The organism is Pseudomonas sp. HMSC057H01 (genome assembly GCF_001836405.1).
Taxonomy (GTDB): domain Bacteria; phylum Pseudomonadota; class Gammaproteobacteria; order Pseudomonadales; family Pseudomonadaceae; genus Pseudomonas; species Pseudomonas aeruginosa.
Genome location: NZ_KV828514.1, coordinates 14,989 through 30,841, shown reverse-complemented (window position 1 = coordinate 30,841; position 15,853 = coordinate 14,989). Strand labels below are relative to the sequence as shown.

Genomic DNA, 15,853 nt, shown 5'->3' with positions numbered 1-15,853 from the left:
CATGTACCTGCCTTCGCATTTCGAAGAGTCCGACCCGCAGGCGCTGCACGCGCTGATCCGGGACTATCCGCTGGGCCTGCTGGTCAGCCACGGCGAAGCGGGCCTGGACGCCAACCACCTGCCGTTCGAGCTGAGCCCGGCAAAGGGCGCGCAAGGCACCCTGGAAGCCCATGTCGCGCGCAACAACCCGGTTTGGAGCGAGCTGCGCGACGGCGACGAGGTGCTGGTGGTGTTCCGCGCCGGCGATGCCTACATCTCGCCGCAGTGGTACCCGAGCAAGCAGGAGCACCACCGCCAGGTGCCGACCTGGAACTACCGGGTGGTCCACGCCCACGGCCGGGTGCGGATCCGCGACGACGAACGCTATGTGCGCGGACTGGTGGCGCGCCTGACCCGCACCCACGAGGCGACCCAGGAAAAGCCCTGGAAAATGACCGACGGCCCCGCCGACTACATCGACGAGATGCTCCGGCTGATCGTCGGCATCGAAATCGAGATCACCCGCCTGGTCGGCAAGTTCAAGCTCAGCCAGAACAAGGAAGCCCGCGATATCCGCGGCGCCAGCGCAGCGCTGCTGGCCCGCGGCGAACAGGCGATCGGCGCGGCCATGGACGATTGCGCCGCCCGGCGCGAGGGCTGAGGTTCAGGCCTCGCCCGGCTGCGGCCGGTGGTGGACGAACTCGACCACCGTGCCGTCCGGCAGCAGCGCATTGAAGCAGGCACCGGTGGGCGCGCGCGCCGGCCCGAAGATGATCTGCGCGCCGGCAGCCAGCAACCGCCGGTGATAGGGCTCGATGTCGTCCACCAGCAGGGTGCCAGTGGTGCTGCGGAACGGCGCCAGCGCCTCGTCGCTGCCCTCCAGCAGGAGGAAGGCGCCGACTGCGGCGAGTGTCAGGCGTTTCTCGGGAAAGTCGAAGCGCATGTCGTGGGCGACGCCCTGCAGGTCTTCGTAGAAAGCGATGGCCGCATCGATGCTGCCCGGTTCCAGGTAGACACGGATGAACACCCGCGGCTCGGCGAAACCGGACGAGTCGTTGACGCGACGCCAGAGAAAAGGCTGGGACATGGCGCAGGACCTCCGCAGGCCAGGGCGAAAGGTCCGTTCTAGCATGCCGGCCGCGTCCGGCGAAACGCCCTCATTTCGTCGAGCGGACGTTGCCGTAGCGCACTTCTTTCGACGGCGGGTAGCCGTAGAAGGCGGTGTAGCACTTGCTGAAGTGGCTGGGCGAGACGAAGCCGCAGGCGACCAGGACCTCCAGCATGGTCAGGTCGGAATGTTGCAGCAGGCGCCGGCACTCGGTGATCCGCAACTCCAGGTAGTAGCGCACCGGCGTGGTTCCGAGCTGCTGCTGGAACAGCCGCTCGATCTGCCGCCGCGAGCGCCCCACGTAGTGGGCGAGCTGCTCCTGGCTGAGCGGTTCCTCGATATTCGCCGCCATCAGGTTGATCACTTCGCGCAGCGGCTCGCTCATCTTCTCGTGCAGGGCCGGGCGCACCCGTCGGTAGCGCGACTCCTCGAAGGCGAGGATATCCACCACCGCCTCCACCAGGTCGCGCCCGTGGCGCCGGGCGATCCACTCCAGCGCCAGGTTGAAGGCGCCGGTGGGGCTGGCCGCGGTCAGGCGGTCGCGGTCGACCATGTAGCTGTCGCTGGTCACCTGGCTGTTGCGGGCGATCTCGGCGAGGGCGGCGCGGTGCTCGGGATGGATGCAGCAGCGGTAGCCATCCAGCAGGCCGGCGTCGCCGAGGAACCAGGCACCGTTCCACAGCCCGGCCAGGGCGACGCCGCGCGACGCCACGTCCTGCAACGCTTCCCGCAGCGCGGCGGACGAGCGCAGGGGCGTGCGCAAACCGCCGCAGACCACCAGCAGGTCGAGTCCTTGCCGCGCCGCCGAGGCGAGCGCCAGGTCCGGGCAGATCAGCAACCCGAGGTCGCTGGTCACCGGCTCGCCGCTCAGGCTGAAGTTGCTCACCGCGAAGGACTCGCTGCGGATCAGGTTGGCGGTCACCAGGGTGTCCAGCGCCTGGGTGAAGGCCGGCAGGGAAAAGTGTTCGAGCAGCAGGAAGCCCACCCGTGCCCGTGCCGAGCCCCCCTCCCCGGCCCCGGTGAACCTGAGGTTCTGCCCTTGCAGGGCGGCGCTGAAACGCCTTCTTTCCATCGATTCGTGCCTCTTGTTCTTCTTGTTCCCGGCCAGCGGGCCGCGACGCCTGCCGTCGCGGCGAAAACCCCGGGCGCTCCATCATATGCGCAAGCCATGTGACTTGGCGCCTCCCTGGCGCGCCGGGGGAATATGCTCAAATACGCCCTCGGGGGGGCTGCCCCTTTCGCACGCCACGGCGTCAGCGGAAACAGCGCGGACGAACGGTACGGAAACGCCCCGAAAAACCTGTAGACATATTGTCTAACAGAATCCTATAGTCATTATACAAACTGTAGACACAGCCCATGACAAGTAGAAAGGCCTCCATGAAAGCCCAACCCGACGTCGACTCGAACAGCGCCGATGCCCCCTTCGACCGCAAGGCGGTGCTGGGCGATGCGCTGCGCCGGCGGATCCTGAGCATGGAACTGGCGCCCGGCGCGGTCGTCGACGAACTCGCCCTGTGCGACGAGTTCGGCCTCTCGCGCCCGCCGGTGCGCGAACTGCTGCGGCAGATCGCCGCCGAGGGCTACATCGAACTGGAAGCCAACCGTGCGCCGCGCGTCGCGGCCATGAGCCACGACTCGCTGCACGCCTTCTTTCTCGCCGCGCCGCTGATCTACATCGCCACCACACAACTGGCGGCCACCCATGCCAGCGAAGCGGAGATCGAGACGCTCAAGGCGATCCAGGAAGATTTCCGCAAGGCCATCGAAGAGAAGCATGTGGAAAACCGCGTCATCCACAACGACGCCTTCCACCTGGAGATCGGCAGGATGGCCCACAACGACTACCTCATGCCCAGCCTGCGCCGCTTGCTGATCGACCATGCGCGGCTGGGCAAGATCTTCTACCGCCATCCGACCACCGACGACATGCAACGCGACCTGGAACTCGCCTGCGACCAGCACGACCAGATCGTCGATGCCATCCAGCGGCGCGATCCGGATGCGGCGGCGGACATCGTCCGTGCGCATTTCGAGCTGTCGCGCCGGCGCATGGCCGAGTACGCGGCGCCGGCCGGAGTGGAGGTGGCGCTGGTCTACGAGGGTTAGCAAGCCCCCCGCGCCACAGCCCCGCCCGAGAAGCGGAGGCGGTCACGCAGGGGATGGTTACCGGGTTCCAATAACAAGAGTCAGGTCCCTGCGATGACGAAAGTAACCCACCTCCCGGCCGACGACCGTTCCTGCGGCTGGTACCACCTCAGCCCGCCGCGGCGGCCGAAGCCGGCCCACTACGGCAGGAGCGCCGCCCGCTGGGTGGTGGTCGGCGCCGGCTTCACCGGCCTCGCCGCCGCGCGCCAGCTGGCGCTGCATTTTCCCGACGAGGAGATCGTCCTGGTCGAGGCCCAGGAAGTCGGCTTCGGTACCGCCGGGCGCAACGCCGGCTTCGCCATCGACCTGCCCCACGACATCGGCGCCGACGACTACATCGGCGACATAGCGACCGCCCGGATCGGCCTGAAGCTCAATCTCGCCGGCCAGTCGCTGCTCCGCGAACAGGTGCAGCGCCATGCCATCGACTGCCAGATGAAGGCCTGCGGCAAGTACCAGGCGGCCGTCGAGGCGCGCGGCGTGGCTGTGCTCGACGCCTACCGGCGCGGCCTCGATCGGCTCGGCCAGGCCTACGAGGTGATCGAGGCGGACGACCTCCCGGGACACATCGGCACCGCTTTCTATCGCAAGGCCCTGTTCACCCCCGGTACCCTGCTGGTGCAGCCCTCGGCCCTGGTCAAGGGCCTGGCCGACAGCCTGCCGGGCAACGTCAGCCTCTACGAACACACACCGATCACCGCCGTGGAATATGGCGACAGGACCCTGCTGAGCCATCCCCACGGCAGCATCCTGGCCGACCGCCTGGTCCTCGCCAACAACGCCTTCGGCATGAGCTTCGGCTTCCTCCAGGGGCGGATGCTGCCGATCTTCACCTACGCCAGCCTGACCCGGCCGCTCGAGGCCGAGGAGCAGGCCCGCCTCGGCGGGCGCCCCTACTGGGGCCTGATCCCGGCCGACCCTTACGGCACCACGGTGAGGCGTACCCCGGACAACCGCCTGCTGATCCGCAACAGCTTCAGTTTCAACCCTGACGGACGCAGCGCCGGGAAGTACCTTGAGCGCTTCGCCGTACGCCATCGCGCCTCGTTCCGCCAGCGCTTCCCGATGCTCCCGGAAGTCGGCTTCGACTACACCTGGGGCGGCTCGCTGGCGCTGTCGAGGAACCACATGGGGCACTTCGGCGAGCTGGCGCCCAACGTCTATGGCGCCCTGTGCTGCAACGGCCTGGGGGTAACCCGCGGGACCGTCACCGGGAAGCTGCTGGCCGACTGGCTGGCGGGCGAACGCAACGAGCTGATCGACTTCCTGCTGCGCGCGCCCGGTCCCAGCGGCAATCCACCCGAACCACTCCTTTCCCTTGGCGTGAACCTCAACCTGAGGTGGGGGCAGTATCGAGCAGGTAGAGAAAGCTAGGCATCCCTAGTAACGCGCCCACGGGCGCCGACTTCGATTCAGACGGCCATTGAAGACCGGAGCTGGAGAGCGTTCCAGCCTCGCGGATTCGCTCGGCCCGAATTCACCGGCAGCGGTTAGAACCAGGAGACAATAATGACAAATCCTACGACCTCGATCGAAGACGTACCCCTCAACGCCTTCCACCGGCTGTTGACCCTGCGCTCCGGCGGCGGCTCCTTCGTCGACGGCTACGTGCTGAGCATCATCGGCGTGGCGATGCTGCAGATGACCGCGGCATTGCAACTGAGCAGTTTCTGGCAGGGCATGATCGCCGCCTCGGCGCTGGTCGGCATCTTCTTCGGCGGTTTCCTCGGCGGCTGGCTGACCGACCGCCTGGGCCGCCGCAGGCTGTTCTTCGTCGGCCCCAGCCTGTTCGTCCTCGCTTCCCTGGCGCAGTACGGGGTCGACTCGGCGGCGGCGCTGTTCGTCCTGCGCTTCCTGATCGGCGTGGCGGTGGGCATCGAGTACCCGGTCGCCACCGCCTTGCTGGTGGAGTTCCTGCCGAAGAAGTATCGCGGACCGCGCCTGGCCACCCTGACCATCCTCTGGTTCGCCGGCGCCGCCTTCGCCTACCTGGTCGGCGACCTGATCCTGCGCAGCGGCGGCGAGGACGCCTGGCGCCTGGTACTGGCCAGCACCGCGGCGATCGGCGCCGTGCTGTTCCTGCTACGCATCGGCACCCCCGAGTCGCCGCGCTGGCTGCTGAGCAAGGGCCGCGACGCGGACGCAGAACGGGTCATCCGCCAGGTCTACGGCGAAGCCTTCTCGCTGGCGAACCTGCCCGAACAGGCGCTGGAACGGAAGGTCACCATCTGGCACCTGCTCTACGCCGGCTACGGCAAGCGCATGCTCTTCGTCACCCTGTTCTGGACCTGCTCGGTGATCCCCGTGTTCGCCGTCTACGCCTTCGCGCCCAAGGTGCTGCTGGCGCTGAACCTGAAGGGCGACTGGGCCTCCTACGGTTCGGTGGCGATCACCCTGCTGTTCGTCATCGGCTGCATCATCGCCACCCGCCTGATCAACCGCATCGGCCGGCGCTGCATGCTGCTGCACAGCTTCCTCTGGTCCGGCCTGGCGCTGCTCGGGCTGGGCGTCTTCCACGCCGGCTCGGAGGCGACCATCCTCGGCCTGTTCGGTGCCTACGCGCTGTTCATCGGCGGCGCCCAGGTGCTGCAACTGGTCTACCCGAACGAACTGTTCCCCACCGAGATCCGCGCCTTCGCGGTCGGCGTCGGCACCTCGTTGTCGCGCGTCGGCGCCGCGGTGGGCACCTACCTGGTGCCGCTTTCCCTGGAAACCCTGGGTACCGCCCAGACCATGTACGCCGCCGCGCTGGTGACCCTGCTCGGGCTGCTCGTGACCTGGGCCCTGGCGCCGGAAACCCGTTCGCTGAACCTGCAGCAGGCGGCTTCGCTCACCTGAACCACCCGCCGCGGCAGCGTCCGCCGGGTGCGCCGCGGCCCAGCATCCCACAGGAGGAAACCCCGTGAAATTCGAAGGTATCTATACCCCCGCCATCACCCCGCTGAGCGCCGACGGCAGCATCGACACCCAGGCCTTCGCCGAGGTCCTGGAGTTTCTCGTCGAGTCGAAGGTGCACGGCATCGTGATCGGCGGCTCCACCGGCGAGTACTACGCGCACACCGCCGAGGAACGCCTGGCCCTCGCCGCCCACGCCAGCGAAGTCATCGCCGGGCGCCTGCCGCTGGTGGTGGGAACCGGCGCGATCCGCACCGAGGACTCGCTGGCCTACGCCGAAGCCGCCCGCGCCATCGGCGCCGACGCCATCCTGGTCGGCTCGCCGCCCTACGCGCTGCCGACCTCGCGGGAGATCGCCGAGCACGTGCTGGCGGTGGACCGCGCCGCCGGCCTGCCGATCATGCTCTACAACTATCCGGCGCGGATGGGCGTGGAGATGGACGAGGCGTTCTTCGCCGCCGTCGCCGGCTGCCGCAACATCGTCGCGATCAAGGAAAGCTCCGGCTCCACCGCGCAATTGCACCGCCTGGCCTGCCGCCACCCGCGGATCGCCTTGTCCTGCGGCTGGGACGACCAGGCCCTGGAGTTCTTCGCCTGGGGCGCGCGCAGTTGGGTCTGCGCCGGCTCCAACTTCATCCCTGGCGAACACCTCGCCCTGTACCAGGCCTGCGTGGTCGAGAACGACTTCGCCAAGGGCCGGCGCATCATGGCGGCGATGATGCCGCTGATGGACTTTCTCGAAAGCGGTCACTTCGTCCAGTCGATCAAGCACGGCTGCGAGCTGGCCGGCCTGCGCGCCGGCGGCGTACGTGCGCCGCTGAAGGCGCTGGACGAGGCCGGCAAGGCGGCACTGGCGGAGATCGTCGCCAGGCTCAAGGGCGAGGTCGCGCGGATCGTCGAGGGTGGCCGCCATGACTGAGCTGCTGAGCCGGGAGGAATACGCGGCCATCGCCGCGACGCTGGACCTTCCCCAGCGCGCCTTCATCGACGGAGGGTTCCGCGATGCCTGCGGCGGCCGCACCTTCGCCTCGACCAACCCGGCCACCGGCGAGCTGCTGGCGCAGGTCGCCGCCTGCGACGCGGAGGACGTCGGGCACGCCGTGGCCAGCGCGCGGCGGGCGTTCGAGGACGGCCGCTGGCGCTCGCGCACGCCCGCCGAGCGCAAGGCGGCGCTGCTGCGCCTGGCCGAGCTGCTGGAAGAGCACCTGCTGGAACTGGCGGTGATGGAGAGCCTCGACAGCGGCAAGCCGATCCGCGAATGCCAGCACACCGACCTGCCGGAAACCATCAATACCCTGCGCTGGCATGCCGAACTGATCGACAAGATCTACGACAGCACCGCCCCGGTCGGTTCGGCGGCGCTGGCCATGGTGGTGCGCGAGCCGATCGGCGTGGTCGGCCTGGTGCTGCCGTGGAACTTCCCGCTGCTGATGCTCGCCTGGAAGATCGGCCCGGCGCTGGCGGCAGGCTGCTCCGTAGTGGTCAAGCCGGCCCCCGAGACCAGCCTGACCGCCCTGCGCGTCGCCGAACTGGCCAGCCAGGCGGGGATCCCCGCCGGGGTGTTCAACGTGGTCCCCGGCGGCGGCCGCGAGGCCGGCGAACCGCTGGGCCGCCACCCGGACGTGGCGATGGTCAGCTTCACCGGCTCCACCGCGACCGGCCGCCTGTTCCTCAAGTACGCCGCCGAGTCCAACCTCAAGCGGGTGGTACTGGAGTGCGGCGGCAAGAACCCGGCGGTGGTGATGAACGATGTCGAGGACCTCGACCTGGTGGCGCAACACGTGGTCAACGGCGCGTTCTGGAACATGGGCGAGAACTGCTCGGCGTCCTCGCGACTGATCGTCCACGCCGAGGTCCGCGAGGCACTGCTCGAACGCATCGGCGCGCAGCTCCGCGAGTGGCGCATGGGCGACCCGCTGGATCCGCGTAATCGCCTCGGCGCGCTGGTCAGCCCGGCGCACTTCGAGAAGGTCCGCGCGTACCTCGACCAGGCCAGGACGGAGCGGTTGGCGGTGCGCTTCGGCGGCGCCACCGAGGCTGGCATCTTCGTCGAGCCGACCGTGGTCGATGGCGTCTCGCCGCACAGCCGGCTGTTCCGCGAGGAAATCTTCGGCCCGCTGCTCTCGGTCACCTCTTTCGACGACATCGACGAAGCCATCGCCCTGGCCAACGACACCGTCTACGGCCTCGCCGCCTCGGCCTACACCGGCAGCCTGCGCCACGCACTGCGCCTGTCGCGGGAGATCCGCGCGGGGATCGTCACCGTCAACTGCTTCGGCGAGGGCGACGCCTCGACGCCCTTCGGCGGCTACAAGGAGTCAGGCTTCGGCGGTCGCGACAAGTCGGTCTGGGCACACGACCAGTACACAGAGCTGAAGACCATCTGGATCGACGCTTCCTGAAGCTGTCCGGCCCGCAAGGGCCGGCACTCCCGCCTGGCGGCGAGACCGGACAATCGGGCCGGACAGGCGACCAAGTGCAGACAACACCCATTCTGCATAACGTTCCGTCGCTATGCTGCTGCCTCCACCCTTCCCTTTTCCGCCAGGAACGACACGGAGACTCATCCATGACGGACAACCATATCGATGTACTGATCAACGGCTGCGGCATCGGCGGGGCGATGCTCGCCTACCTGCTCGGCCGCCAGGGCCACCGCGTGGTGGTAGTGGAGCAGGCACGGCGCGAACGCGCGATCAACGGCGCCGACCTGCTCAAGCCGGCCGGCATCCGGGTGGTCGAGGCGGCCGGGTTGTTGGCCGAGGTGACCCGTCGCGGCGGGCGGGTCCGCCATGAGCTGGAGGTCTATCACGACGGCGAGCTGCTTCGCTATTTCAACTATTCCAGCGTCGACGCGCGCGGCTATTTCATCCTCATGCCCTGCGAGTCGCTGCGCCGCCTGGTACTGGAAAAGATCGACGGCGAAGCGACCGTCGAGATGCTGTTCGAGACCCGCATCGAAGCGGTGCAGCGCGACGAGCGCCACGCGATCGACCAGGTGCGCCTGAACGACGGCCGCGTGCTGCGCCCGCGGGTGGTGGTGGGCGCCGACGGTATCGCCTCCTACGTGCGCCGCCGGCTGCTCGATATCGAGGTGGAGCGCCACCCCTACCCGTCGCCGATGCTGGTCGGCACCTTCGCCCTGGCGCCCTGCGTGGCCGAGCGCAACCGCCTGTACGTGGACGCGCAGGGCGGGCTGGCCTATTTCTACCCGATCGGTTTCGACCGCGCGCGACTGGTGGTGAGCTTCCCCAGGGAAGAGTCGCGCGAGCTGATGGCTGACACCCGCGGCGAGTCGCTGCGCCGGCGCTTGCAACGCTTCGTCGGCGACGAGAGCGCCGAGGCGATCGCCGCCGTCACCGGCACTTCGCGCTTCAAGGGCATCCCCATCGGCTACCTGAACCTGGATCGTTACTGGGCGGACAACGTGGCGATGCTCGGCGACGCCATCCACAACGTGCATCCGATCACCGGCCAGGGCATGAACCTGGCCATCGAGGACGCCAGCGCCCTGGCCGACGCCCTCGACCTGGCCTTGCGCGACGCCTGCGCGCTGGAGGATGCCCTGGCCGGCTACCAGGCCGAACGCTTCCCGGTGAACCAGGCGATCGTCTCCTATGGCCATGCGCTGGCCACCAGCCTGGAGGATCGCCAGCGCTTCGCCGGGGTCTTCGACACCGCCCTGCAGGGCAGCAGCCGTACGCCGGAAGCCCTGGGCGGCGAGCGTTCCTATCAGCCGGTGCGGTCGCCGTCCCTGGAGGCTCCGCGCGGCTGAGCCCTCAGGCGTCCTCGCGCAAGCGCAGCGGGTCCACCAGCCCGGCGGCGATGGCCATGCCCACCAGCTCCGGCAGGGTCTGGGCCTGCATGCGCTTCATCACCCGCGCGCGGTAGAGGTCGACGGTCTTCACGCTGACTTCCAGTTGCTCGGCCACCTCGCGGCTGGTATAGCCGCGCACCAGCGGCAAGAGCACGTCGCGCTCGCGCGGGGTGAGGCTGTCCAGGCGTTCGCGCAACCCGGCGTCGAGATCGCGGTGGCGGCGCCGACGGGCGTGGCGATCGAGGGCCTGCTGCACGCTGTCGAGCAGCAATTGTTCGTTGTAGGGTTTCTCGATGAAATCCACCGCACCGGCCTTGAAGGCGCGCACCACGATGGGCACGTCGGCATGGCCGCTGACGAAGATCACCGGCAGGTCGATGCCGCGCGCCAGCAGTTCGTCCTGCACGTTCAGCCCGCCCATGCCGGGCATCCGCACGTCGAGCAGGACGCAGGCATGGCGGCCGCCCTCGCAGGCGTCGAGGAAGTCCCGGCCCTGGGTGAAGGGCCGTGCCTTGAGACCGACCGATTCCAGCAGCCAGACCGTCGATTCGAGCATGCCCTGGTCGTCGTCGACCACGTAGACCAGCGCTTCGTCAGGCATAGCCATCCTTAACCTCCCGTGGCGCCGGCGGCGAGCGGCAGCCGGCAGTTCATGAGCAACCCGCCATCCGCCGGCAGCTCGGCTTCGAGGGTGCCGCCGAAGCCCTCGACGATGCTGCGGCTCATCGACAGGCCCAGGCCCAGCCCTTCCGGCTTGCTGGTGTGGAACGGCGTGAAAATGTGTTCCAGCTGATCCGCCGGCACTCCCGGTCCCTGGTCGCGAACCCACAGGCAGAGCAGCCCGCCGGGCTCGACGCGGCTACCGATGACGACCCGCGACGGCGAGCCGGGATGCGCCTCGCGGTTGGCTTCGATGGCGTTGCGCAGCAGATTGAGGAACACCTGTTCGAGCAGCACGCGGTCGGCATACAGCGGCGGGGGATTGTCGGTCATCGCTTCTTCCACCGCCACTTGCCAGTGCCCGGCTTCCCACGCGCAGAGGCCGATGGCCTCGCGTGCCACCTGGTTGAGGTCGAGCGCCTGCAGGCGCCGCTGGCCCTTGCGCAGGAAGGCGCGCAGGCGCTTGATCACCTCCGCCGCGTGGCCGGCGTGCTCGCCGATCCGCGCCAGCCCCTCGGCCACCCGCCCGGCGGCCTCGGGCTGGCTGCCGAGGACGGCCAGGTAACGCTGGCTGGCGCTGGCGTAGTTCATCACCGCCGCCAGCGGCTGGTTGATCTCGTGGGCGATGCCCGAGGCCAGTTCGCCGAGAGTGACCAGCCGCGCAGTGTGCGCCAGTTCGTCCTGGTGACGGCGCTGCTGAGCCTCGCGCAGTTCGCGTTCGGTCATGTCGCGGGCCACCAGCGAGTAATAGCGCTCCTCGCCGCGGCCGCGATGGGCCAGCAACACCAGCGAGACCGGCAGCGACGGACGCCCGTCCTGCGGTTGCAGGCGCCCCTCGCGGCTCCAAACGCCGCCATCGCGCGCCTGTCGCCAACCCTCTTCGGCCAACCGCGCAGGAGTGTCGCCGGCCAGCAGGCGTTCCAGTGCCGGCGCCTCCTGCCCGTCGGCGATGCCGAGGGCGGCACGTGCCGAAGGATTGAGGTAGGTGACGCGGCCGCCATGCTCGACGAACAGCACCAGGTCGGTGTTCGCCTCGACCACTTCGGCCAGGCGCCGGCGGTTCTCCTCCGCCTCGACCCGCCGGGTGACATCGCGGGACACGCTGACCACCTCCACCACCGCCCCGGTGTAGGTCTCGCGGATCGCCCGGCTGGCGGTCTCGAACCAGCGGTAGCGGCCGTCGCGGTGGCGGATACGGTAGGTGATGGTCAGGTAGCCGTCCTGCTCCAGCGCTTCGCGCGCGCGCAGCGCCACCTGGCCGCGGTCCTGGGGGTGGAACAACGCCTGCGCCGGACGCCCGCGCAGTTCCTCCGGCCAGTAGCCGAGCAGGGTCCAGGAGGCCGGCGAGGCGTCGAGGAAAATGCCGTCGAGGGTATGCCGGGAAATCAGGTCGGTGGTGTTCTCGGTGATCAGCCGGTACAGCCGGCTGGCCCGCGCCGCCTCGCGCTCGCCGCGCAGGCTGGCGGTGGCGTCGCGGCAGCGCGCCAGCACCCGGGCCTCGGCGCTGTCGGGAATGAACTGCCAGAGCAGGATGCGCCCGTCGCACTCCGCCTCCACCTCGCCGAGGGCCCGCGCCTGCCCCAGGCTGGCGCGCACCAGTTGCCCATGGTTGGCTGGGAGGAAGGCGCGCCAGGCCTCGCGCGGCCGCTCGCCAAGCAAGGCAAGGAAAGCCTGGTTGAATTCCACTGCCTGCGCCTCGCCGTCGAGCAGCAGTGCCGGCTGCGGGTCGGCGGCGAGGAACGGCGCGGCGCGGGTGACGCCACGGGCGGCGGCGAGCAACGGTGCGAGGAGCAGGCCGAGCCAGTCCAGCGCGGCGCTCTGCGGCGTATCGCTGGCCACCAGCAGCAGGCCTTCGTCGCCGGCCTGCAGGTCGAGGGCGAAGGCCATGCCATGCTCCACGCCGGCACGCCGCAAGCGCGCGCCGAGCCAGGACGCGGAACGCCGCAATTCGTCCAGCGCCAGCCGGCCGTCGCGCGCCAGGCGCTCGCGCAACGCCAGGTCGCTGGCCCGGTTCGGCTCGCCGGCGCCCGGCGGCAGCGCCGGCGACGGCGGCACCGGGGTATAGGTCTGCGCCTGCGGCTGCCAGGCCAGGTACCAGGCCTGGCGCGTGCCCGGATGTTCGAGCAGCAAGCGGCGCAGTGCACCGACCCGCTCGACCAGCGGCGCGCCCTCGCGCAGCAGGCGCAGGAGGCTGTTGAGGGCAGGCGAAGCGGGAAGCGGACTCATGGGCGGAAGATGATCCTGGGAACTTATATGGTATTTATACTATAAGCTTATGGTTTAACTTCCATATATTTTTCATCGTTGCTATAAATCGCCCCAACCCAAGGAGCGCTTCGCCTGGTCCTTGGAAGCTGTTCACGATCTGCCGAGCCAGAGAAGCCAGCCGTTTTCGACGCAGTCTCTCCGCGCGCGGCAGATCGTGACCCTTACCCAGAACAGAGCTAACAATCAGCCACGGGGTACTCTTCATGTCGATCTTCGAACAGGGTCTCGCGCCCGCCGCCGTCAACCACATCGCCCTGACGCCGCTGAGCTTCATCGAGCGCACCGCCAGCGTCTATCCGCACTACCCCGCGGTGATCCACGGCAACATCCGCCGCGACTGGGCGCAGACCTACCAACGCTGCCGACGCCTGGCCTCGGCCCTGGCCGGGCGCGGCATCGGCCAGGGCGACACGGTGGCGGTGATGCTGCCGAACATCCCCGAGATGCTCGAGGCGCACTATGGCGTGCCGATGATCGGCGCGGTGCTGAACACCCTCAACGTACGCCTCGACGCCGAAGCCATCGCCTTCATGCTGCAACACGGCGAAGCCAAGGTGCTGATCACCGACTACGAATTCCACGAGGTGATCCATGCCGCCATCGGCATGCTCGACCACCCGCCGCTGGTGGTCGACGTCAACGACCCCGAGTATGGCGAAGGCCGCCCGGTTGGCGAACTGGACTACGAGGCGCTGCTCGCCGAGGGCGACCCGCAGTTCGCCTGGGAATGGCCCCGGGACGAGTGGCAGGCGATCTCGCTGAACTACACCTCGGGCACCACCGGCAACCCCAAGGGCGTGGTCTACCATCACCGCGGCGCCTACCTGAACGCGCTGGGCAACCAGATGACCTGGTCCATGGGCCAGCACCCGGTGTACCTCTGGACCCTGCCGATGTTCCACTGCAACGGCTGGTGCTATCCGTGGACGGTGACCGCGCTGGCCGGCGTCCACGTCTGCCTGCGGCGGGTCGATCCGCAGAAGGTCCTCACCCTGATCCGCGAGCACCAGGTCAGCCACCTGTGCGGCGCACCCATCGTGCTCAACGCCCTGATCAACATGCCCGACTCGGCCAAGGCCGCCATCGACCACCCGGTGCATGCCATGGTCGCCGGCGCCGCGCCACCGGCCAAGGTGATCGGCGCGGTGGAAGAGATGGGCATCCGCGTCACCCATGTCTACGGCCTCACCGAGGTCTACGGCCCGGTCACGGTCTGCGCCTGGCACGGCGAGTGGGACGAACTGCCGCTGGAGCGGCGCGCCGCGATCAAGTCGCGCCAGGGCGTGCGCTACCCGACCCTCGAAGGGGTGATGGTGGCCGACCCGAAGACCCTCGAGCCGGTGCCGCGCGACGGCCAGTCCATCGGCGAGATCTTCATGCGCGGCAATACCGTGATGAAGGGCTACCTGAAGAATCCCAGCGCCACCGAGGAAGCCTTCGCCGGCGGCTGGTTCCATACCGGCGACCTGGCGGTCTGCCATCCGGACGGCTACATCGAGATCCGCGACCGGCTCAAGGACATCATCATCTCCGGCGGCGAAAACATCTCCACCATCGAACTGGAGGGCGTGCTCTACCGCCACCCGGCGGTGCTGGAGGCGGCGGTGGTGGCGCGGCCCGACGAAAAGTGGGGGGAAACGCCCTGTGCGTTCATTACCCTGAAGAGCGATCATCAGGGGCTCGCCGAGAGCGAGATCGTCGCGTTCTGTCGCGAACACCTGGCCGCGTTCAAGATTCCGCGTACCGTGGTGTTCTCGGAACTGCCGAAGACCTCCACCGGCAAGATCCAGAAATACGTGCTGCGCGAGTGGGCCGCCGCCCTCTGAGCGCCGCCAGCCGAATTGCCCGTGCAGCGGCCGTGCCACGGCGGCCGTAGGCAGGATGCGCACGGGCAACCCTGTACCTGCGGCCGTCCCGCCGGCCGTTCACCGACGAGGTGTGCAATGCCTGAATACAACGCCCCGCTGCGCGACATGCGCTTCCTGCTCAACGACGTGTTCGACGCCCCCGCCCTGTGGCAGCGCCTGCCGCGACTGGCCGAGCGGATCGACGCCGACACCGCCGACGCCATCCTCGAGGAAGCGGCCAAGGTCACCGGCGGCCTGCTCGCGCCGCTCAACCGCAGTGGCGACGAAGAAGGCGCGCAGTGGCAGGACGGCGCCGTGCGCACCCCGGCCGGCTTCCGCGAGGCCTACGCGACCTACGCCGAGGGCGGCTGGGTCGGCCTCACCGGCAATCCGGCCCATGGCGGCATGGGCATGCCGAAGATGCTGGCAGTGCAGTTCGAGGAGATGATGTACGCGGCCAACGCCAGCTTCAGCCTCTACTCGACCCTTTCCGCCGGCGCCTGCCTGGCCCTCGATGCGCACGGCAGCGAGGAGCTGAAGAACAGGTACCTGCCGAACATGTACGCCGGCACCTGGGCCGGCTCCATGTGTCTGACCGAACCGCATGCCGGCACCGACCTGGGCATCATCCGCACCAAGGCCGAGCCGCAGGCCGACGGTTCCTACAGGATCAGCGGGACGAAGATCTTCATCACCGGCGGCGAACAGGACCTCACCGAGAACATCATTCACCTGGTGCTGGCCAAGCTGCCCGACGCGCCGGCCGGTTCGCGCGGCATCTCGCTGTTCCTGGTGCCGAAGTTCCTGGTCGGCGACGACGGCGCGCTCGGCGCACGCAACGCGGTGCACTGCGGCTCCATCGAGCACAAGATGGGGATCAAGGCCTCGGCCACCTGCGTGATGAACTTCGACGGCGCCAGTGGCTGGCTGGTCGGCGAAGTCAACAAGGGCCTGGCGGCGATGTTCACCATGATGAACTACGAGCGCCTGTCCATCGGCATCCAGGGCATCGGCTGCGCCGAGATGTCCTACCAGAGCGCCGTCGCCTACGCCCGCGAGCGCCTGCAAAGCCGCGCGCCGACCGGCCCGGTGGCCAGGGACAAGGCCGCCGACCCGATCATCGTGCACCCC

Annotated in this window: 13 protein-coding genes; 9 read left to right on the top strand and 4 right to left on the bottom strand. The window is 68.8% G+C overall.

Annotation, left to right across the window (positions count from 1 at the left end):
• Position 1 precedes the first annotated feature (1 nt).
• Positions 2 to 640, top strand: coding sequence for an FMN-binding negative transcriptional regulator (locus tag HMPREF2581_RS28285; protein WP_003137510.1), 639 nt, complete (start codon positions 2 to 4; stop codon positions 638 to 640).
• Between the two features lie 3 nt (positions 641 to 643).
• Here the strand turns inward: HMPREF2581_RS28285 and HMPREF2581_RS28280 are convergent, their stop codons facing one another.
• On the bottom strand, positions 644 to 1,111 hold the full coding sequence (locus HMPREF2581_RS28280; RefSeq protein ID WP_003118992.1) for a VOC family protein: 468 nt from the start codon (positions 1,109 to 1,111) through the stop codon (positions 644 to 646).
• Between the two features lie 25 nt (positions 1,112 to 1,136).
• A complete protein-coding gene (locus HMPREF2581_RS28275; protein WP_003129343.1) occupies positions 1,137 to 2,159 on the bottom strand; it encodes a GlxA family transcriptional regulator in 1,023 nt (340 codons plus the stop codon).
• Positions 2,160 to 2,467: 308 nt separating this feature from the next.
• Here HMPREF2581_RS28275 and HMPREF2581_RS28270 point away from each other — a divergent pair, with 308 nt between their 5' ends.
• From HMPREF2581_RS28270 to pqsL, 6 genes are all read left to right on the top strand, one after another.
• The gene (locus HMPREF2581_RS28270) at positions 2,468 to 3,196 is read left to right on the top strand and encodes a GntR family transcriptional regulator (protein ID WP_003101372.1); all 729 of its coding nucleotides are present in this window, start codon (positions 2,468 to 2,470) and stop codon (positions 3,194 to 3,196) included.
• 93 nt (positions 3,197 to 3,289) lie between these two features.
• A complete protein-coding gene (locus HMPREF2581_RS28265; RefSeq protein ID WP_003137508.1) occupies positions 3,290 to 4,609 on the top strand; it encodes an NAD(P)/FAD-dependent oxidoreductase in 1,320 nt (439 codons plus the stop codon).
• Between the two features lie 135 nt (positions 4,610 to 4,744).
• Entirely contained in the window at positions 4,745 to 6,073 is a 1,329-nt protein-coding gene (locus tag HMPREF2581_RS28260; protein WP_003129340.1) for an MFS transporter, read from the top strand.
• Between the two features lie 64 nt (positions 6,074 to 6,137).
• The gene (locus HMPREF2581_RS28255; protein WP_003093588.1) at positions 6,138 to 7,049 is read left to right on the top strand and encodes a dihydrodipicolinate synthase family protein; all 912 of its coding nucleotides are present in this window, start codon (positions 6,138 to 6,140) and stop codon (positions 7,047 to 7,049) included.
• Positions 7,042 to 8,532 carry an aldehyde dehydrogenase gene (locus HMPREF2581_RS28250; RefSeq protein WP_003101377.1) on the top strand — a complete coding sequence of 497 codons (1,491 nt, stop codon included), beginning with the start codon at positions 7,042 to 7,044 and terminating at the stop codon, positions 8,530 to 8,532. The genes HMPREF2581_RS28255 and HMPREF2581_RS28250 overlap by 8 nt, the downstream gene beginning before the upstream one ends.
• A gap of 167 nt (positions 8,533 to 8,699) precedes the next feature.
• On the top strand, positions 8,700 to 9,905 hold the full coding sequence (gene pqsL / locus HMPREF2581_RS28245; RefSeq protein ID WP_003137506.1) for an FAD-dependent monooxygenase PqsL: 1,206 nt from the start codon (positions 8,700 to 8,702) through the stop codon (positions 9,903 to 9,905).
• 4 nt (positions 9,906 to 9,909) lie between these two features.
• On the opposite strand, the gene bfiR is transcribed toward pqsL, so the two are convergent.
• Both bfiR and bfiS read right to left on the bottom strand, forming a co-directional pair.
• The gene (bfiR, locus tag HMPREF2581_RS28240) at positions 9,910 to 10,554 is read right to left on the bottom strand and encodes a two-component system response regulator BfiR (RefSeq protein WP_003129339.1); all 645 of its coding nucleotides are present in this window, start codon (positions 10,552 to 10,554) and stop codon (positions 9,910 to 9,912) included.
• A 2-nt stretch (positions 10,555 to 10,556) separates the two neighbouring features.
• Positions 10,557 to 12,833, bottom strand: coding sequence for a two-component system sensor histidine kinase BfiS (bfiS, locus tag HMPREF2581_RS28235; protein WP_003137505.1), 2,277 nt, complete (start codon positions 12,831 to 12,833; stop codon positions 10,557 to 10,559).
• A gap of 245 nt (positions 12,834 to 13,078) precedes the next feature.
• On the opposite strand from bfiS, the gene HMPREF2581_RS28230 reads away from it, so the two are divergent.
• Positions 13,079 to 14,701 (top strand): acyl-CoA synthetase, encoded by a 1,623-nt coding sequence (locus tag HMPREF2581_RS28230; RefSeq protein ID WP_003137504.1) that lies wholly within the window; start codon positions 13,079 to 13,081, stop codon positions 14,699 to 14,701.
• 117 nt (positions 14,702 to 14,818) lie between these two features.
• Positions 14,819 to 15,853 (top strand): acyl-CoA dehydrogenase family protein (locus tag HMPREF2581_RS33690; RefSeq protein WP_256565217.1); only part of this gene is annotated, 1,035 nt, incomplete at its 3' end.